The organism is Candidatus Mycolicibacterium alkanivorans, assembly GCF_022760805.1.
In the GTDB taxonomy this organism is placed as follows: domain Bacteria; phylum Actinomycetota; class Actinomycetes; order Mycobacteriales; family Mycobacteriaceae; genus Mycobacterium; species Mycobacterium alkanivorans.
Genome location: NZ_JAIVFL010000001.1, coordinates 2351611 through 2371208, shown reverse-complemented (window position 1 = coordinate 2371208; position 19598 = coordinate 2351611). Strand labels below are relative to the sequence as shown.

Genomic DNA, 19598 nt, shown 5'->3' with positions numbered 1-19598 from the left:
GCAGCACAAGGGAATATCCTCGCGGCCTATGACCGTCACCACGAGTCGCCCCACCTCGAGCTTCGGGTGGGTGCCTGCCGCGGCCGGGTGGATCATCGGCGTCATCGCGACGCTGTCGCTGCTGTCGAGCGTGTCCCCGCTGCTGCGGCATCTGATCAGGGTGCCGCGGGAGTTCATCAACGACTACCTGTTCAACTTCCCCGACACCAGCTTCGCCTGGGCGTTCGTGCTGGGCCTGTTGGCCGCCGCGCTCGCCGCCGGCAAACGGATCGCCTGGTGGATCCTGCTGTTCTACATGGTGGCCGCTTCGGTGTGGAACACCATCGCCCTGCTGACCGGCGACCAGTCCGCCGCCGTGGACGCCGGCGAAGTCATCGGCCTGATCTTCCATCTGGCGTCCATCGGCATCCTGCTGCTGGCCTACCGCGAGTTCTGGGCCAGGGTCCGCCGCGGCGCCCTGTTGAAGGCGGCGGCCACGCTGGTCGCGGGTATGGCCGCGGGAACGCTGATCGGCTGGTCGCTGCTCGAGTTCTTCCCAGGGACGCTGGCGCGCGACGACCGGTTCCTCTACGCCCTGAACCGGGTGGGCGCGTTCGCCGGTGCGGGCGCCGACGCCTTCACCGGTCACCCGCACGTGTTCGTCAACGCGCTGCTGGGTTTGTTCGGCGCGCTCGCGCTGATGGTCGCGGCGATCGTGCTCTTCCAATCCCAGCGCGCCGAGAATGCGCTCACCGGGGAGGACGAATCGGCGATCCGCGGCCTGCTGGAGGTCTACGGAAAGAACGACTCGCTGGGTTACTTCGCCACCCGCAGGGACAAGTCGGTGGTGTTCGCCCCGAGCGCTCGCGCCGCCATCACCTACCGCGTCGAGGTCGGGGTCTGCCTGGCCAGCGGCGATCCGATCGGCGACCCGCGCGCCTGGCAGCAGGCCATCACGGCGTGGCTGGACCTGTGTCAGGAGTACGGCTGGGCGCCCGGTGTGATGGGCGCCAGTTCCACTGGCGCGCAGGCTTATCGGGAAGCCGGACTGAACGCCCTGCAGCTGGGCGACGAGGCGATCCTGTACCCGGACAAGTTCCACCTGTCCGGATCGGACATGAGGGCGGTGCGCCAGGCGGTCACCCGGGCCCGCCGGGCCGGGCTCACGGTGCGAATGCGCAGGCACCGCGACTTCTCCGCCGAGGAGATGGCCGACGTCATCAAGCGCGCCGACGCGTGGCGTGACACCGAGACCGAGCGCGGTTTCTCGATGGCCCTGGGCCGGCTCGGCGACCGTGCCGACGGGAACTGTCTGCTGGTCGAGGCGGTCCACGGTGACGGCGTGGTGGCAATGCTGTCGTTGGTGCCGTGGGGCAACAACGGCTTGTCGCTGGACCTGATGCGGCGCTCACCGCAGTCCCCCAACGGCACGATCGAGCTGATGGTCACCGAGCTGTTGCAGAACGCGGAGAGCATCGGTGTCAGCCGAATCTCGTTGAACTTCGCCATGTTCCGCGCCGCCTTCGAGCAGGGGGCCCAGCTGGGCGCCGGTCCGGTCGCGCGGCTGTGGCGGGCATTGCTGGTGTTCTTCTCGAAGTGGTGGCAACTGGAGACGCTGTACCGGTCGAACATGAAGTACCAGCCGCACTGGGTACCGCGCTACGCCTGCTACGAGGACGCCCGCCTGATTCCCCGCGTCGGGGTGGCATCAGTGATCGCCGAGGGATTCCTGGTCCTGCCGTTCACCCGGCGCAACAAGCAGCACACCGGTCACTACTCGGCGGTGCCTCATGACCTGGCCGCCACCGGGCGCCTGCACGCCGACGGCAGCGCACCCGACGTCGACGAGCCCGCCGCCCAGCCCGTCCGGACCGAGGAACCGCGGCTGCCGGACCAGCTGCGGGTCCGACTGGCCAAGCTGAAAGCCCTGCAGGACAAGGGCATCGACGCCTACCCCGTCGGCAAACCTCCCACCCATACGGTGGCGGCGGCCATCGCCGAGGCAGATGACGTCACCTTGACCGTCGCCGGACGCATCCTGCGCGCCCGCGACTACGGCGGCGTGGTGTTCGCCCAGCTGCGTGACTGGTCGGGAGAGGTGCAACTGCTGCTGGACAAGTCCCAGCTCGACGGGTCCGCGGACGACTTCGTCGGCGTGGACCTCGGTGACCTGGTCGAGGCCGGCGGACGCATGGGCTACAGCAAGAACGGCACCCGCTCGCTGATCGTCGAGCAGTGGCGCATGCTCGGAAAGTGCCTGCGGCCCTTACCCGACAAGCACAAGGGGCTGCAGGATCCGGAGGCCCGGGTGCGGGCCCGCTACGTCGAACTGGCGATCAACCCTGAAGCGCGGGACCTGATCCGGGCCCGCAGCAACGTGCTGCACGCCATCCGGGAGACCTTGTTCGACAAGGGCTTCCTGGAGGTCGAGACGCCCATCCTGCAGCAGATCCACGGCGGAGCCAACGCCCGGCCGTTCACGACCCACGTCAACGCCTACGACCTCGACCTGTATCTGCGCATCGCCCCCGAGCTCTACCTCAAGAGGTTGTGCGTCGGCGGCGTCGAGCGGGTCTTCGAGCTCGGCCGGGCATTCCGCAACGAGGGCGTCGACTTCAGCCACAATCCGGAGTTCACCCTGCTGGAGGCCTATCAGGCTCACGCCGACTACCTGGTGTGGATCGACGGTTGTCGGGAGCTGATCCAGAACGCGGCGATCGCCGCCAACGGCTCGGCGGTGGTGATGCGTCCACGCGACGCCGACGGCCGCAACCTCGAGCCGGTCGACATCTCGGGCACCTGGACGGTCAAGACCATGCACGACGCGGTGTCCGAAGCCCTCGGTGAGCGCGTCGACGCGGACACCGAGCTGCCGGTGCTGCGCCGGTTGTGCGACGCGGCACAGGTGCCCTACCTGAACCACTGGGATGCCGGTGCGGTGGCGCTCGAGCTCTATGAGCGACTGGTCGAGGACCGCACCGAGGCGCCGACGTTCTACACCGACTTCCCGACCTCGGTGTCGCCGCTGACCCGCCCGCATCGCAGCAAGGCCGGGGTCGCAGAACGCTGGGACCTGGTGGCCTGGGGGGTCGAGTTGGGTACCGCCTACAGCGAGCTCACCGACCCCGTCGAACAGCGGCGACGACTGCAGGAGCAGTCGCTGCTGGCCGCCGACGGGGACCCCGAGGCGATGGAGCTCGACGAGGACTTCCTGGAGGCGATGGAGTACGCCATGCCGCCGACCGGCGGCCTGGGTGTCGGTGTCGACCGGATCGTCATGTTGATCACCGGGCGCAGCATCCGCGAGACGTTGCCGTTCCCGCTGGCCAAGCCTCGCTGACCGCCAATATTGACACCGGTTCACGGCAGGTTCATAGCAACCTTCAAGGTAGCTTCGTCACGATGGAGCCGAGACGCCTTCGACGACGATGGTCGCCGAGACGTTAATCGCGGACCCGGCCAGCCCGCTGCGACAACACATTTCGTAAACTCCCCGGAGCGTCGGCCGCCGGGAGTACGGTGACGCTATGGCCGACCAACCCAGCCAGCCCGACGACGGCGCGAAGGCCGAGCCGGCTCTGCCCACCGCGCCGCCAGTGGACACCGGCTACTCCGCGTCGGGGGTTCCGACCTTCGAGTCGGTGCGCGAGAAGATCGAGACGCGGTACGGAACGGCGCTGGGCTCAGCGGAACTCGATGCCGAAACGCCGGAGGGTCGTAGCGTCGAGGAGCAGTACGAAGCCCGGCAGCGCGCGGCGCACGACAAGCTCGAGGAGATCCGCGCCTCGATGCACCAGCAGGACAAGCCCTGAATCGGTGCGGTCGTTCACCGTCGAGGAGCGCCGTGCCCTGCTGGCCCGGCGGCACTTCCTGTCTCCGCCCGCCGAGACCCGGAACCTGACGGCGCTCACTGGGGCGGTGATCGGCTGGCATGCCACCGATCCGGCCACTCCCTACCTGTCCATGTGGTCGCGGATACCCGGATTCACCACCGCCGACCTCGACCACGAGCTTTACGAGAAGCGCTCTGTGGTAAAGCAACTCGCGATGCGCCGCATCTTGGGTCAGATGCTGACTGCCAAACAGGCGGCCGCGCCAGGATGACCGGTCGCCCGATCTGACACCGGTCCGGTCAGGCGCTGACTTTGCGCCGCCGAGTCGCGCGTTTGGGCGTCGGCGGCACGAGGATGTCTCCGAGGAACTTGCCGGTGTAGCTCTCCAGCACGGCGGCCACATCTTCCGGCGTGCCCTGCGCCACGACCGTGCCGCCGCCGGCACCGCCTTCGGGACCCATGTCGATGATCCAGTCCGATGTCTTGATCACGTCGAGGTTGTGTTCGATCACGATCACCGAATTGCCTTTGTCGACAAGGCCGTTGATCACCTTGAGCAGCTTGCGGATGTCTTCGAAGTGCAGGCCGGTGGTGGGCTCGTCGAGGATGTAGACAGTCCGTCCGGTCGACCGCTTCTGCAGTTCGGCTGCCAGCTTGACGCGCTGGGCCTCGCCGCCGGACAGCGTCGGCGCCGGTTGACCCAGCCGCACATAGCCGAGGCCGACGTCGACCAGTGTCTTGAGATAGCGGTGGATTCCGGTGATCGGCTCGAAGAACTCCGAAGCTTCCTCGATCGACATGTCGAGCACCTCGGAGATCGTCTTGCCCTTGTAGTGCACCTCGAGCGTCTCGCGGTTGTACCGGGCCCCCTGGCAGACCTCGCACGGCACGTAGACGTCGGGCAGGAAGTTCATCGCGATCTTGATCGTGCCGTCACCCGAACACGCTTCGCAGCGTCCACCTTTGACGTTGAAGGAGAACCGGCCCGGCTGATACCCGCGCACCTTGGCCTCGGTGGTCGCCGCGAACAGGGTCCGGATCTTGTCGAACACCCCGGTGTAGGTGGCCGGGTTGGACCGCGGCGTGCGGCCGATCGGCGACTGGTCGACCCGGACCAGCTTGTCGACGTGATCGAGTCCGTTGATCCGGGTGTGCCGGCCGGGGACCTGGCGCGCGCCGTTGAGCTTGTTGGCCAGCACCGAGGCCAGAATGTCGTTGACCAGAGTCGACTTTCCCGAGCCCGACACGCCGGTCACCGCGGTCAGCACCCCGAGAGGGAACGCCACGTCGATGTCGCGCAGATTGTGCTCACGTGCCCCGACGACGGTGAGCTGTTTGCGACGGTCGATCGGACGGCGAATCGCCGGCACGTCGATGCTCTGCCGCCCCGACAGATAGGCACCGGTGATGGAGTTCGGATTCTGCAGCAGGTCCTGATACGTCCCGCTGTGCACTACCCGTCCGCCGTGCTCGCCGGCGGCCGGGCCGATGTCGACCACCCAGTCGGAGTGCGCGATGGTATCCTCGTCGTGCTCCACCACGATCAGCGTGTTGCCCAAATCCCTTAGCCGCGTGAGTGTTTCGATGAGCCGACGGTTGTCGCGCTGGTGCAGCCCGATCGACGGCTCATCGAGAACATAGAGCACGCCGACCAGACCGGAGCCGATCTGGGTGGCCAGCCGGATGCGTTGTGCCTCGCCGCCGGACAGGGTGCCGGCCGCGCGCGCCAGCGACAGGTATTCCAGCCCCACGTCGAGCAGGAAGCCCAGCCGCGACTGCACCTCCTTGAGGACCTGGCCTGCGATGGCCTGCTCGCGCGGGCCCAGCGTCAGCTCGTTGAGGAACTCCGAGCATTCGGCGATCGAGAGCTCACAGACCTCGGCGATCGACTTCGACCCGCGCCCGCCGGCCGCCAGCGTCACCGCGAGGATCTCCGGCTTGAGCCGCGTGCCCTCACACACCGGGCACGGCACGTCGCGCATGAACCCTTCGTAGCGTTCCTTCATCTGCTCGGACTCGGTCTGGTCCATCCGCCGCTGCAGGAACGCCATTACGCCTTCGAAGTCGGCGTAGTAGGACCTGGTGCGGCCGTAGCGGTTGCGATAGCGCACGTGCACCTGCTCGTCGGAGCCCTCGAGAATCGCCTTGCGCGCCTTGGCCGGAAGCTTGCGCCACGGGGTGTCGACGTCGAAGCCCAAAGCCTCGCCCAGACCGGACAACATGCGGGTGAAGTACTCGGCGTTGTGGCCCATCGACCACGGCGCCACCGCACCCTGCGCCAGGGTCAGGTCCGGGTCGGGCACCACCAGCTCGGGGTCGACCTCCTTGCGGATACCCAGGCCACTGCACTCCGGGCAGGCGCCGTATGGCGAGTTGAACGAGAACGACCGCGGCTCGAGATCGTCGACGGCTAGAGCGTGGCCGTTCGGGCAGGCCAGCTTCTCGGAGAACCGCTGCTCGCGATGCGGGTGGTCATCCTCCCGGTCGACGAATTCCAGGACGACGATCCCTTCGGCCAGGTTCAGTGCCGTCTCGACGGAGTCGGTGAGCCGCTGCTTGGCGCTGGCCTTGACCGTCAACCGGTCGACCACCACCTCGATGTCGTGTTTCTCCTGCTTCTTCAGCTTGGGCGGATCAGTCAGCGGGTGCACGACACCGTCGACCCGAACGCGGCTGTAGCCCTGGGTGTTCAGCTTGTCGAAGAGGTCGGCGAATTCACCCTTGCGGGTGCGGACCACCGGGGCGAGCACCTGGAAGCGGACACCCTCCTCCATCGTCAGCACCTGGTCGACGATCTGCTGCGGGGTCTGCCGCGCGATGCGCTCACCGCATACCGGGCAGTGCGGGGTGCCGGCCCGGGCATAGAGCAGCCGCAGGTAGTCGTAGACCTCCGTGATGGTGCCGACGGTCGAGCGCGGGTTGCGGTTGGTGGACTTCTGGTCGATCGAGACCGCCGGCGACAGGCCTTCGATGAAGTCGACGTCGGGCTTGTCCATCTGGCCGAGGAACTGGCGGGCGTAGGCGCTCAGCGACTCCACGTAGCGGCGCTGGCCTTCGGCGAAGATGGTGTCGAACGCCAGGGACGACTTGCCCGACCCGGACAACCCGGTGAACACGATGAGACTGTCGCGGGGCAGGTCCAGGTCGATGCTGCGCAAATTGTGCTCGCGTGCGCCCTTCACGATCAGCCGGTCAGCCACCAGCTCCCCTTCCCGCGGGTCTTCCGCGCACCCCACACTCGACCCCCATGCTATGTGCACCCCCCGACAAGTAACGTGGCGACCATGACAGTCGTCGACGACACCTACGCCGGGCACGTCGAACCGCAGACCGCGGCTCGGCGCACGCTCCCGGGCGCGACCATCATCAAGATGTCGGTCGGCCCGATGGACAACAACGTGTACCTGGTGACCTGTTCCGCGACGGGCGAAACCCTGCTCATCGACGCCGCCAACAACCCCGAACTGCTCGTCGAGCTGGTGGGCGAGTACGCCCCCAAACTGGCCCTGATCGTGACCAGCCATCAGCACTTCGACCACTGGCAGGCGCTGGAGGCGGTCGCCGGGGCCACCGGCGCCCCGACGGCCGTGCACCAGCTCGACGCCGACCCGCTTCCGGTCAAGCCGGACCGCTTCCTGGCCAACGCCGACACAATCTCGGTCGGTGAGCTGACCTTCGACGTGATCCATCTGCGCGGGCACACGCCCGGCTCGGTGGCGCTGGCGCTGCGACCGACGGCCGAGCGAACCGCGACCCAGCTGTTCACCGGTGACTGCCTGTTCCCTGGTGGGGTCGGCAAGACTTGGGAGCCCGGCGCGTTCGAGGAACTGCTCGGCGATGTCAGCACCCGGCTGTTCGACGTGTACGACGACGCGACGGCGGTCTACCCGGGTCACGGGGACGACACGACGCTGGGCGCCGAGCGGCCGCATCTTCAGGAGTGGCGCGAGCGCGGCTGGTGAGAACGCAGACAGGCGCCGGCTGACAGCACGCCGCCTAGAGCGAGCGCGGCAGCAGACGCGACAATATGTCGGACGAGAAGAACCACCGGTGTTCGTGCAACTTCCGTAACGCCAGCCCCGGAATCCCCACCGCCCCCACGAGCGGGCGCTCAGATCCAGCCGCGCCGCTTGAACGCCAGATAGAGCAGGCCCGAGACCACGACGATGATCGCCGCGCTGGCGATCACGCCCGCGGCATCCTGAAAACCCGGGTACGGCACGTTCTGCCCGAACCAGCCGGTGACCGCCGTCGGAACCGCGATGATGGCCGCCCAGCCGGTGAGCTTCTTCATGATGGTGTTCAGCCGGGCGTCCTGCAGGGACAGGTTCGTCTCGAACACCGTGCTGATCATGTCGCGCAGCGACTCCGTCCATTCCGCCGCACGGATGACGTGGTCGTAGAGGTCGGCGTACCAGCTGTCGAGTTCGATGGCGTCATCCCGCTCCGCACGCCGGCGCATGATCGTGTTGATCACCTCTCGCATGGGCAGCACGATGCGCCGCAACTCGACGAGCTCCTTGCGCAGGCGATAGGTGTCGCGCTGGATTTTGCGGGTCTGCGCGCGGTCGTCGAACAGCTCGTCTTCCAGTGCCTCGATGGCGTCGTCGAGATCCTGGATGGTCTCGAACTGCCCGTCGACGATCCCATCGAGCAACCCGTGCAGCAGTGCCGGACTGCCCAGCCGAAGCAGATCGGCGTTGTCGTCCCACTGGCTGATGACGTCCTCGACATCGAAAACCGGTCGCTGCGGGTCGTTTTCGTGACGCACGGTGACGATCCCGCCGTGTAGCACGAAGATCGACACCCGCGCGGTGAGGAGCCGAGACTCCAGGTCGTTGGCCAGCTGCGGGCCCAGCGCGGTGGCGTAGACGGTCAGGAAGGTGTGGGTCGCATAGCGGGTGGCCTTGGTGCGCTCGGCGTGGGCGACGGTGTCCTCGATGGCGTGTTTGTCGAAGCCGAGTTCGTCGGCCAGTTGCCAGAGCACGTCATGGTCGGGGTTGCACAGGTCGACCCACAACAGAGCGCCGTCCTCGTTGAGGTGGTCGGAAATGTCGCAGAGGGGGAAGTTTTCGGCCTTGAGTTCACCGTCGAGCCAGAGCCGGGTTCGGACGGCGTTCGAGGGCGCGCTCACGTGTCAGGTCTTACCCGAGACCCGGTCATCAGCCCGTGGTATGCACGATCAGCACGTCGCTCTTGGAGCGGCGTGCGACATTGGCCGGCACCGATCCGAGCAGACGGCCCGCGATGGTGCTCAGACCCACGTTGCCGACGACCAGCAGGTCCGCGTTGACCTCTTCGGCCAGCTCGACGAGAGCATCGACGGGGGCGCCGACGACGGCGCGTTCCTCGATGTTGGTCGCGCCGGCGGCCTTGGCACGGTCACGTGCCTCGCGGAGGATGGCGTAAATGGGCGCGTTGCCGGCCACTTTGTAGCCCTCGTCCTTCAGGAGATCGGCGGCGCGAGTGTCCTCGGAGGCGGGAAAGTAAGCGGTCGCCACGATGACCTTCGCGTCGGGATCGGAGGCCAGTTGGCCCGCCCGGTCGACGGCACGCAGCGAGGAATCCGAGCCGTCCGTGCCGACGACCACGGTCTTGTAACCGCCCATCCGTACCCTCCAGTCTCCGATTGCGACGCCATCGGAACAGTAACGCCTCGGCACCACGCCAGCGCGCGATACACCTGACGTGGCTATTCCAGGAAATCCAGATCGCGTCCCAATGACTTTGTCGGCGCGAGCACAGCGTTGCTCTTTATCGAAATTGGCACCGAATTCACCTCGACACCGCGCGTTTCGCACACACCGCGCGGTGCAGAGCACGGCGGGTTAACGTTTTGCTCACCAACGGAACGGGGTTCGAGACGACCGGCGTGAGCATCACATATCGGCCAGAACGGGTCACTGGCGTCGTCGGGGGGTCAGTCGAGCCCGCTCGGCAATTCGATGCCGTCGCCGTCGCGTTCCTCGCCATCGTGGTCAGCGCTGCCGGAGCCGCCCGCCCTTCGCTGTGGTTCGACGAGGCGGCCACCATCTCGGCATCGACTCGCACGGTGCCCGGACTGTGGCGGATGGTGGGCAACATCGACGCCGTCCACGGTCTGTTCTACCTGATCATGCACGGCTGGTTCGCGATCTTCCCGGCCACCGAGTTCTGGTCGAGGTTGGCCAGTTCGGTGGCCGTGGGCGTGGCGGCCGCCGGCGTTGTGGTGCTCGGCCGCCAGTTGTCCACCCGCTCGGTTGCCGTCGCCTCCGGCGTGGTGTTCGCCCTGCTGCCACGGGTGACGTGGGCCGGCATCGAAACACGTTCGTACGCGCTGTCGACGGTGGTCGGTGTCTGGCTGACGGTATTGTGCGTGGCCGCGGTGCGCCGCAATCGGTTGCGGTGGTGGACCGGCTATGCCGCGATGCTGGTCACCGGGACGCTGCTGAACGTCTTCGTGGTCCTGATCGTCGGCGTGCACGCCGTGGTGGTCGGTGTGCTCGCCGACTCTCGCCGGGCGCGAATATGTTGGGCGGCGGGCACCGTCATGGCGGTCGCGGCCGTGACGCCATTCCTGCTCTTCACTCAGACCCAACTTTTCCAAGTCGGGTGGATTTCGCGGCTCAACGCACAGACCATCGGAAAGATCCTGCAGGAACAGTACTTCGACCATTCCCTCGCGGTGGCCGTCCTGGCCGGGCTGATAATCGTCTCGGGATTGCTGTTCCGCGCCCGGGCAGCCGACACCGCCGGTCCGCGTCCCGGTCGGTTGGTCGCGGTCAGCGCCGCCTGGATACTGATTCCCACGGCCGCCCTGCTCGTGTACTCAGCGGTGCATCAGCCGATCTACTTCCCGCGGTATCTGTCCTTCACGGCGCCCGCCATCGCGCTGCCGCTCGGTCTGTGCATCGTTGTAGTTGGACGGTCCCGTCCGGGAATCGCCGCCCTGCTGGTGGTGTTCGCCTTCGCCGCGACGCCGAACTATCTGGCGCAGCGCGGCCCCTACGCCAAAGAACACATGGACTACAGCCAGGTGGCCGACGTCATCACCCGCTACGCGGAACCCGGTGACTGCCTGGTGATGGACAACTCGACCTCCTGGAAGCCCGGACCGATCCGACCGTTGATCGCCGCCCGGCCCGCCGCGTTCGCCAAGCTCCACGACTACGGCCGCGGACTGTCAGCCGTCGAGCGAAACCGGTTGTGGGACGCCCACCTTGCGATCTGGACGTGGGCGGACAAGATGCCAGGCTGCCCGGCGATCTGGACGGTCTCTGAGCGCGACCCCACCCTGCCCGACCACCAACAGGGTTCCGACATTCCGGCGGGACCGCGGCTGGCCAGGGCGATGGCCTATCAGGTGCCGAGCCGGTTCGGCTTCCGGGCGGTCGAGCGCTGGCAGTTCAGCTTCGCCCAGGTGACCAAGTCGATCCGGTGAGGCTTCGGCGGATCCGAAGACGGGTACGCCGACGGGCATGACCGCCGAGGGCGCCGCGGCGTATGTTCCGCAGACCGATCATCTCGACCAGCTCGCCGAGGCCGCACGAACGCGCCACGGCTGCGGGCTCAACCTCGACGCCGAACAGACGGTGTTCGGCGAGGGCGCCGGTGACGAGGCCCGCTCAGTTCTCGAACCAGCGACCGGCCTTCGGCAGATCCGCTCCGAGAACCGCACCCGCGGACGGCCCGGAGACCGTGCCGGGCTTGGTGGCCGACCACCCGGTTCCCACGCACAGCAGGTCGTGCGGCGCGGAGATCGTGGTCGGCAGCGGGATCCCGAAGCCCGGAATGCCGGGGATCGTGAGCTGCGGTGGTGACAGCAGCGTCGCGACACCCTGCGCCAGCGCGGGGATGACCTGCGCAGGTGGCGTGGGCAGCGTTCCGGCGGCCTCGGCGATGGGCGCGGCCGGGATCAGGCCGGGCAGACCAGGCGTGCTGGCGGCCGCGTTGACACCCGGTCCACCCGCGACAGCGCCCGGCGGGACGGCCGGATAGGCGTCGATGTTGCCGATCGAGCTGCCGGTGACCGCCGCGGGGGGCGTCGGCGGAACAGCACCGGTGCTCACCGCGGGAACCCCCGACACCAGCGCCGGCGGAGTCGGCGGGACGGCACCCGTGCCCATAACCGGCACGCCGGGCACCACACCGGGTGGGGTCGGCGGGACGGTACCGGCGCCCACAGCCGGAACGCCGGGAACCACACCGGGCGGGGTCGGCGGGACGGCACCGGCGCCCACAGCCGGAACACCGGGAACCGCGGCAGGCGGCGAGGGCAGCCCGGCGCCGCCGCCACCACCGGGAAGTCCGGGAACAGCTGCGGTAGGAGTCGGGATTTCTGCACCGCCCGCGCCGGCTGCAGCGGCGGGCAGCGCCGCCGGCGGGGCCGGGATACCGGCCGCGGCCTGGGCAATCGCCTCGGCGGGAACACCGGCGGCCGGGCCGACGACTCCGGAGGCGTCGGCGACCGGCGCCCCGAGGGCACCCGCAGCGCCAGCACCACCGGCTCCGCCACCCGCACCAGCGCCACCCGCACCAGCGGCTCCGGCACCCGCATCACCGGCTCCGGCACCGGCACCGCCGGCACCACCGGCTCCGGCACCGGCACCCGGGAGTGCCGCCTCGGCCAGTTGACCGGAGCTGTCCGAGAGGGCGGCGCCCGGTGCTGCGGCGCCTGCGGCATCAGCGATGGCAGCCGCAGGGACACCCGCAGCGACAGGTGGAACTCCTGCAGCCGCAGGGACACCCGCAGCGACAGGTGGAACTCCTGCAGCCGCAGGGACACCCGCAGCGACAGGTGGAACTCCTGCAGCCGCGGGGACACCCGCGCCACCGCCACCGCCGACCGGGCCGCCCCGCACCGCCGCGGGCGGAGTCGGCAGACCAGCGCCGCCACCACCACCTGGGCCGCCGGGAACCGCCGCCGGCACACCCTCAGCCACCGGAGCACCCGGAGTACCAGGCACCGCCGCCGGCACACCCGGCACACCCTCAGCCACCGGAGCACCCGGAGTACCAGGCACCGCCGCCGGCACACCGGGAGCGCCCTCAACTACCGGACCACCCACAGCGCCGGGGACGGCGGCGGGCGGGGTCGGAACACCCTCGACGGACGCGGCGGCCGGAGCACCGGGAGCCGCGCCGGGGACACCGGGCACGCCTTGGGCAACCGGGACACCGGGGGTGCCGGGCACCGCGGCGCCGGGGGTGCTCACGCCGGGAATCGACGCGGCGCTGGGAACACCGGGCAGCGTGACCGGGGGCGTTCCCGGGACGTTGAGTGTGCCACCGCCGAGCGGGACGCCGGGCACGGAGACCGGGGGCGGCGGCAAGGTTGCGGCCGAATTACTCACGGCTGCGCCGGGATTAGCGGCCAGCGGCAGCGGCGGCGTCTCGACCGACGCTGCCGCCGGTGCACCAGGGGCTCCGACCGGCGGGGCACCGGGCGTGCCCACGTTCACCGGGATCTCCGCGCCGGGAACCTCGACCGGTGGGGCGGTCGGGGTGTCGACCACCGCGCCGGCCGGCGCACCGGGAACACCGGCTGGCGGCACCGGCGGGATTGCCGCGGCCTCGGGCACCACACCACCGGGAACACCGGCTGGCGGCACCGGCGGGGTGACTATCTCACCACCGGCCGGGACGCCCGGCACCGCGGCGGGCGGACCGGGGGGAACGTCGACTCCCCCGCCGACAGGCGCCCCGGGAACCGCGGCAGGCGGTCCCGGCGGGGCGACGGCCGCGCCGGGAAAGGGTGCACCGGGAACCGCGGCGGGCGGGGCCGGAACGGCGCCCGCGGCATCGGCGATGGGCGCAGCGGGAACTCCTGCGGGCGGGGCGGGCAGCGCACCGGCCGCGTCGGCGATCGGGGCACCCGGCACTCCGGCACCCAACGCGCCGGCGGCAGCGGCGGCGTCGGCGACGGGGGCGCCGACAGCCCCGGCTCCAGCGCCTGCACCCCCAGCTGCGGCACCGGCCGCGTCGGCGATCGGGGCACCCGGCACTCCGGCACCCAACGCGCCGGCGGCGTCGGCGACGGGGGTGCCGACAGCCCCGGCTCCAGCGCCTGCACCCCCAGCGCCGGCAGCGCCGGCTTCGCCACCGGCGGCGCCCAACTCGGCGCCGGCCTGCAGGCTGGCCGCGGCGTCCGCGATCGGGGCGCCAACAGGCGCCGCAGCCGCAGGCGGAAGCGCACCCGCAGCATCGGCGATCGGGGCGCCTCCGACGCCGCCGGCAGGCGGCGCCACGACACCACCGGGTGGAGTTGGCACACCACCGACGACACCTCCCGGCGGAGTGCCGGGGATCGCTGCAGGCGGTGTGGCGGTTCCGCCACCGACACCGGCGCCCGGCACGGCAGCCGGCGGAGTCGGCACACCACCGACGACACCTCCCGGCGGAGCGCCGGGAGCAGCGGCCGGCGGAGTGGTCAACCCACCCACCGTGCCGCCGGGCGGAGTGCCGGGGATCGCTGCAGGCGGCGAGGCGGTTCCGCCACCGACGACACCGGCGCCCGGCACGCCCGGCACGGCAGCCGGCGGGGTCGGCACACCACCGACGACACCGGCGCCCGGGGCGCCGGGGACCGAGGCCGGCGGCACGGCCGCGCTCGCCACGGAGTGGGTTCCGGCTGCGCCTGGCACCGCAGCAGGCGGGACCTTGATCGCACCGGGAGCGGTCGCGGGGGGAATCGGGCCGCCGACCGTCGGGGGGCTGTTGGTGAAGATCGAGGCGGCGGGGCCCGGGACCCCTTCCTGGAGGTTCGGCGGACTCGCGGCGACCTGCTGCAGGATGCTCACGCACGGCACACCAGGGCTGCCCAGATCAGCAGCCGCGCGGGGACTGAACAGCGGCGCAGTCCAGAAAAGCCCCGCAGTCGCCATAGCGGTGACAGCCGCTAAGCGATCGGTGGTCCGAGACATGGTTCCCCCGTTCTGTGGTGAGGTCTGACGGGAAAACTACAGGCGTGTAAGTAAAGGGCGGTGGCGCACTTCGGGGGGTTACCGAACTGTTGCAAACCAGTGTTGCCGCGGTTACCCCGCCCGCCCCCGAGGCTTCGGGGGCGGGCGGGACATGGAGCGAGTGACGGGATTCGAACCCGTGTAAACGGCTTTGCAGGCCGGTGCCTAGCCACTCAGCCACACCCGCATCGCTCGGTCACGATTCCAGCACGAGCCGGTCGCACACAGCGTTTGACTCAGCATGATCGCTAGCTGGACGAAGTCCGGCGAATACCGTCTCGGCATGCAGACAGGGTTGGTCGCTGACCCATCCCTACTCGGCGGGCCCGGGCAGGGCGGCCGACAGATCGTCGAGCTACTGATCGCATTCGGACCAACCGCCCTCATCGGGCTGGAGCGGGAGATCCACGGCGAAAGCGCCGGAGTGCGCACTCAGACGATCGTGGGCACGGCGGGCCGCCCTGATCCTGATGTGACCCGTCCCGCGTCGCCGCGCAGATCGTCTCCGGCATCGGCTTTCTCGGCGCCGGCCTGATCATCACCCGCCTGGGAGCGGTGCACGGGCGATCGTCCTGGGACTCACCCCGCCCATCGCGGTCGCGAGCGTCACCGGCGTTCGCCGCATCGACGACAAGGACGACTGGTGTCCCGCGTCAGTAATTCGTTTCATTAATAGTCCGAGTGAAGCTCGGCAGATCGGCGCCGCAAAACGTACTCGCACCTGGGTGGAATCACCGCGTCCCTGCTGCTAAGGCAACAGGAAACCGTGCCGTGCATACCGTCTCCTTCAGCGGTCGGCCCAGGAGTTCGGTCTTCCTCACGGTCGACTCACCGAGACACTGCCCGGACCGGGGCGGGGTTTCCACGTTCCACATGCGCAAGACTCGGCCGGGGAGGGTGCAGCCTATATCCCGGGAGCGGCGGTGTTCATGCGACCGATCAAGTGCCCTGGGTCGCCGCCTGCCGCTTCCCAGCGGCCAGCTCCTGCACCCCGGTACCGCAATCCATCTATCCGGGGCTCACCTTGACCTATCCGGGGCTCACTTTGACGAGACGTATTAGCTCCCCGGGTGATCTGCGTTCGTGACGTTCTCGCGGAGCTCTCACTCAGTGTGACGGACGCGTGGTATCCGTGCGTTCGGCGGAGTTCCTAGCAAAACAGATGTGAGCCCAAGGCGAGCTTGGATTCGACGTCGCCAGCCGGGACGGCAGGGGTGATGTTGACGATGGTGATGTCGATCACCACCACCACGATCAGCTGCGCGACCCCGATGATGGCCAGCACCCACCACCGCCGAGCCAGCGGCGCTGGACCGGAACCGCCTCCAGACGACCGTCTCTCGATGCGCCGCCCGGCAAGTCGATGACTCACTATCTCCCTGTCGAGCTAGCCCGAGCTAGCCCCGGTGTCGAGCTAGCGGCCCCATTTCACCTGCATCAATGCTCGTGGACCGCCCAGCCGACGGGGGTACGAGTCACCTCGTGCGCATCGTAGGATCGCGCCCCGGCCGTGGCCACTTCTGTCGGCCGATGATGCCGGGGCCGCGAGCCCACCGCTAGCCCAGCTCGCAGAGCTGGTCAGCCGGTCAGCTGGCCCAGTTGCTGCGATGGCGGGCATGAATCCGGTCACGACCGAGGTGGCGAACACGTCCCGACCGGCCCCGACAATGCCCGGCCAGTAACGGGCACCACACGCCACCGATTGTTCGACATGATGCAGTCCCCGCGGCCGGGCGCCTGACGGTCCCCTCGGATTACGCGTCCGAGGGGACCGTGGCGAGGCCGCCGCTGCCGACGTCCGGCATCGTTGGCGGACGTCGGCGGGTTCAGGCTGCCGGTGCCAGGACCACCGCCGAGTTGTGTCCGCCCATGCCCAGGGAGGTCTTCAGCGTTACCGCCCCCGCGCGCATCGGTGTGGGTCCGTCCAGCAGGCGTCGATGACCTGGTGCGACGGTCGGCGGCGCTGGCACGACGTGGTGCGCGTAGCCCAAGGCGGCGGCGGCGAGTTCGACGGCCGCGGCCGCGCCCTGGCAGTGCCCGACCATCTGCTTGATGGAGTAGATGCCGGGTCTTCCGTGCAGGACGTCGTCGACGAGTCCGGCTTCGGCGGTGTCGCACTGTTGGGTGCCGGGTCCGTGGGCGTTGAGGTAGGTGACCTCGTCGACGGAGGTGTTCGCCGCGTGCAGCGCGTTGAGCACGCAGAGGTCGACCTGTGTGCGGGCGGGGTCGACCGAGGTCAGGTGATGGGCATCGTGGGTCATGTCCCCACCGAGCACCCGGACGTAGGCGCGATCGGTCCGTTGGGACAGCACGAAGGAGATCGCGGCCTCACCGGCGGGGAATCCGCGGCTGCCCTCCTGGAAGGGCCGGCACGCGTCCAGCGGTTCGGTGTCCACGACCCCGACGCCGAGGCGCACGAAGTGCTCCACGTTCTCCGGTGTCAGCGACAGGTCGGTGGAGACGAACACGACGTCGTCGACGAACCCGCTGTCCAGCCACATCTTCGCGGTGATCAGCCCGGCGTTGCCCGAGGAGCACATCGCCGAGACGTTCATCGCCGGCCCATGAAAGTCGTACTCCTGCATCAGCATCGACACGGGGGTGGACGGCATCAGCGTCAGATAGTCCCGTATCCGCCGGTGCGCAGCATCCTTGAGGTAGAAGTCGCGCCAGCCCTGCACTTCCGAGATCACCACCGCGTGTAACAGGCCGACCCGTCGCCCGGGCCTCCAGCCGCGTGCGGCGGCGTCGGTGATCGCTTCGCGGGCCGCTCCGCGCATAGCACGGGCGAACCGGCTCAGGCCATCGCACGGGTCACCGTCGTCGGAGATGCGCGCCAGCCACACGTTCTCCTCGCTGCTGCGGCCGAATCCGGCGACCAGCCTCGCGGCAGGTTTGCCGCTGAGCAGTCCGTCCCACAGCGGCGGGGTTCCCCAGCCGTAGCCCGTCACGGCCCCGATCCCAGTGATCGTCATCGGTGCTGAAATCATCATGTGTTGCCTTCCTATTTCTGGCGCCCGCAGTGGGCGACCACCTTCGATTAACGCCGACCGCCCGGCAATTGACCAGGCACCATGGGGTCAGGGACCATGGGGTCTCGCAGTAGGCAGTGTGGTTACCAGTACTGCCGCGGCTAAGCTGGCGGGTCGCCAGCAAATTCGCGATTGGGGGCCTGTTGATGGCTGCTGGACCCGGCGACATGGGTGCGGGCAACGTTTCTGTGCCGCCTGATCCCGCCGAGCGGCGGTATCGGGAGCTGCTGGAGCACAGCCCCGACCCGATGTGCGTGCACGCCGACGGACGCGTCGTTTACGTCAATCCCGCGGGCGTGCGGGGCATCGGCGCGCGGCACGCCGATGACGTGCTGGGACATTTGATCACCGACTTCGTGCACCCTGATTCCGTCGCTGCGATGCTGGCCCGCATCGCCATTCTGCAGCGGGCGGGCGACAGCACTGAACCGTCGGAGGCGGTGATGCTGCGCCTGGACGGCAGCCCCGTGGACGCCGAGGTCGTCTCCGTGTTGACCAGCTGGGATGGCAAACCCGCCTACCAGGTTATCTTCCGGGACCTGACCCTGATCAAGGCTGCCCAGGCAACGCTGCGTTACCAAGCGGCCTTGGTTACGCACGCCACCGATGCGATCATCGCCACTTCGTTTGCCGGCACCGTCACCAGTTGGAACCAGGCCGCCGAAACCATCTACCAACGCTCGGCCGCACGCGCGCTGGCGGTGCCGATCAGCGAGGCGGTCGGCGCCGCCCTCGACCCCGCCGTGATCGCCGCGGGCGGCGGGGTCGAGCACGCCACCCACTACGCCGCCGACGGGACGGAGCTCAACATTCGGGTGGCCGTCGGCGGCATGGACGATGGCTACGTCGTCGTGTGCTCGGATCACACGGCGCTACGACGCGCCGAAGCGCGATTCCAGACCATCGTGGATTCCCTCGACGACGGGGTGGTGGTGTTCGACTCACACGGTCGGCCCGAATGGGTCAATCCCGCCGCCCGCCACTACCTCGGATTCCCGCCCGACGGCACGGTGCCAAATTACGCCACCCTGACCGCCCTATCTCCGCTGTGCGACATTGACGGCACCCCGATCGGCGGCGACCGACGGCCCATCGCCAAGACCACGAATAGCGGCGTTGCGATCCGAAACGAGATAGTTGGCCATGACCGGCCCGACGGGACGCGCCGGTGGCTCTCCGTCTGCTGTCGTCTGCTCGATCCCGGCGGGAGCCGACAGTCGGGGGTGCTTCTCTCCTTCACCGACGTCACCGAGCAGCGCACCGCACAAATTCAGCTCAGCCACCAGGCTCGTCACGATGCGCTCACCGGCTTGCCCAACCGGGCGTATGCCGAGGCGCAGCTATCACGTGCACTGCAGGCCGAGCCGCCGACGCTGGGCGCGGTGATGTTCGTCGACCTCGACAACGTCAAGACCATCAACGATGCCTTCGGCCACCACGCCGGTGACACGGTGATCACGGTCGCCGCTCAGCGATTGCGCTCCACGTTGCGCACCGAGGACTTCCTGGCCCGCCTCGGCGGCGACGAATTCGTCGCCCTGCTGTTCGGCCATCTCGACCGCTCCGCGATGAAGCGGCTGACCGACCGACTCCACGCCGCACTCGCCATGCCAATGGACGTGGCCGGAACACTTTGCCGCATCACCGCGAGCATCGGGGTGGCCGAAGTGGGGCCAGGAGATCCCCGCGATACGGCGCGGATTCTGCGCGACGCCGACGCCGCGATGTACAAGGCCAAGACGCACCGCGCCGCCACCCACTACGCCGACCACTAGTGTCCTGCGCCTGAAGTTCGTTACATAATTGTAATGGAT

Annotated in this window: 12 protein-coding genes, 1 tRNA gene and 1 pseudogene; 7 read left to right on the top strand and 7 right to left on the bottom strand. The window is 69.0% G+C overall.

What is annotated here, in order from left to right; genetic code table 11:
- The first annotated feature begins 28 nt into the window (after positions 1–28).
- The 3 genes from lysX (at position 29) to K9U37_RS11825 (ending at position 4083) form a co-directional block, all read left to right on the top strand.
- Positions 29–3319, top strand: a complete 3291-nt coding sequence (lysX, locus tag K9U37_RS11835; protein ID WP_243071851.1) for a bifunctional lysylphosphatidylglycerol synthetase/lysine--tRNA ligase LysX — start codon at positions 29–31, stop codon at positions 3317–3319.
- 187 nt (positions 3320–3506) lie between these two features.
- Positions 3507–3791, top strand: a complete 285-nt coding sequence (locus K9U37_RS11830; protein ID WP_243071850.1) for a PspA/IM30 family protein — start codon at positions 3507–3509, stop codon at positions 3789–3791.
- A 4-nt stretch (positions 3792–3795) separates the two neighbouring features.
- Entirely contained in the window at positions 3796–4083 is a 288-nt protein-coding gene (locus tag K9U37_RS11825) for a DNA glycosylase AlkZ-like family protein (RefSeq protein WP_308197371.1), read from the top strand.
- 28 nt (positions 4084–4111) lie between these two features.
- Here K9U37_RS11825 and uvrA read toward each other — a convergent pair whose 3' ends face one another.
- Entirely contained in the window at positions 4112–7012 is a 2901-nt protein-coding gene (gene uvrA / locus K9U37_RS11820) for an excinuclease ABC subunit UvrA (RefSeq protein ID WP_243071849.1), read from the bottom strand.
- An 84-nt stretch (positions 7013–7096) separates the two neighbouring features.
- On the opposite strand from uvrA, the gene K9U37_RS11815 reads away from it, so the two are divergent.
- Positions 7097–7774: an MBL fold metallo-hydrolase gene (locus K9U37_RS11815; RefSeq protein WP_243071848.1), complete on the top strand. Its 678-nt coding sequence runs from the start codon at positions 7097–7099 to the stop codon at positions 7772–7774.
- Positions 7775–7923: 149 nt separating this feature from the next.
- Here K9U37_RS11815 and K9U37_RS11810 read toward each other — a convergent pair whose 3' ends face one another.
- Together K9U37_RS11810 and K9U37_RS11805 are read right to left on the bottom strand one after the other, a co-directional pair.
- Positions 7924–8946 (bottom strand): magnesium transporter CorA family protein, encoded by a 1023-nt coding sequence (locus K9U37_RS11810; RefSeq protein WP_243071847.1) that lies wholly within the window; start codon positions 8944–8946, stop codon positions 7924–7926.
- A gap of 28 nt (positions 8947–8974) precedes the next feature.
- Positions 8975–9421 (bottom strand): universal stress protein, encoded by a 447-nt coding sequence (locus tag K9U37_RS11805; protein ID WP_243071846.1) that lies wholly within the window; start codon positions 9419–9421, stop codon positions 8975–8977.
- Positions 9422–9684: 263 nt separating this feature from the next.
- On the opposite strand from K9U37_RS11805, the gene K9U37_RS11800 reads away from it, so the two are divergent.
- Complete coding sequence (locus tag K9U37_RS11800) at positions 9685–11232, top strand: glycosyltransferase family 39 protein (protein WP_243071845.1); 1548 nt, start codon at positions 9685–9687, stop codon at positions 11230–11232.
- 184 nt (positions 11233–11416) lie between these two features.
- Here the strand turns inward: K9U37_RS11800 and K9U37_RS11795 are convergent, their stop codons facing one another.
- Positions 11417–14590, bottom strand: coding sequence for a hypothetical protein (locus tag K9U37_RS11795; protein WP_243071844.1), 3174 nt, complete (start codon positions 14588–14590; stop codon positions 11417–11419).
- Between the two features lie 275 nt (positions 14591–14865).
- A tRNA-Cys gene (locus K9U37_RS11790) sits at positions 14866–14939 on the bottom strand.
- A gap of 96 nt (positions 14940–15035) precedes the next feature.
- Here K9U37_RS11790 and K9U37_RS11785 point away from each other — a divergent pair.
- Positions 15036–15334 (top strand): annotated as a pseudogene (locus K9U37_RS11785) (MgtC/SapB family protein); the annotation flags it as partial.
- A gap of 568 nt (positions 15335–15902) precedes the next feature.
- Here the strand turns inward: K9U37_RS11785 and K9U37_RS20035 are convergent.
- Complete coding sequence (locus K9U37_RS20035) at positions 15903–16037, bottom strand: hypothetical protein (RefSeq protein WP_272888032.1); 135 nt, start codon at positions 16035–16037, stop codon at positions 15903–15905.
- A gap of 541 nt (positions 16038–16578) precedes the next feature.
- On the bottom strand, positions 16579–17727 hold the full coding sequence (locus tag K9U37_RS11780; protein ID WP_243071843.1) for a beta-ketoacyl synthase N-terminal-like domain-containing protein: 1149 nt from the start codon (positions 17725–17727) through the stop codon (positions 16579–16581).
- A 203-nt stretch (positions 17728–17930) separates the two neighbouring features.
- Here K9U37_RS11780 and K9U37_RS11775 point away from each other — a divergent pair, with 203 nt between their 5' ends.
- Positions 17931–19559: a sensor domain-containing diguanylate cyclase gene (locus K9U37_RS11775; RefSeq protein ID WP_243071842.1), complete on the top strand. Its 1629-nt coding sequence runs from the start codon at positions 17931–17933 to the stop codon at positions 19557–19559.
- Positions 19560–19598 lie beyond the last annotated feature (39 nt).

Coding starts and splice junctions, on each gene's coding strand:
- lysX (WP_243071851.1), top strand. CDS start 29: ATGACCGTCACCACGAGTCGCCCCACCTCGAGCTTCGGGTGGGTGCCT.
- K9U37_RS11815 (WP_243071848.1), top strand. CDS start 7,097: ATGACAGTCGTCGACGACACCTACGCCGGGCACGTCGAACCGCAGACC.
- K9U37_RS11805 (WP_243071846.1), bottom strand. CDS start 9,421: ATGGGCGGTTACAAGACCGTGGTCGTCGGCACGGACGGCTCGGATTCC.
- K9U37_RS11780 (WP_243071843.1), bottom strand. CDS start 17,727: ATGACGATCACTGGGATCGGGGCCGTGACGGGCTACGGCTGGGGAACC.
- K9U37_RS11830 (WP_243071850.1), top strand. CDS start 3,507: ATGGCCGACCAACCCAGCCAGCCCGACGACGGCGCGAAGGCCGAGCCG.
- K9U37_RS11775 (WP_243071842.1), top strand. CDS start 17,931: ATGGCTGCTGGACCCGGCGACATGGGTGCGGGCAACGTTTCTGTGCCG.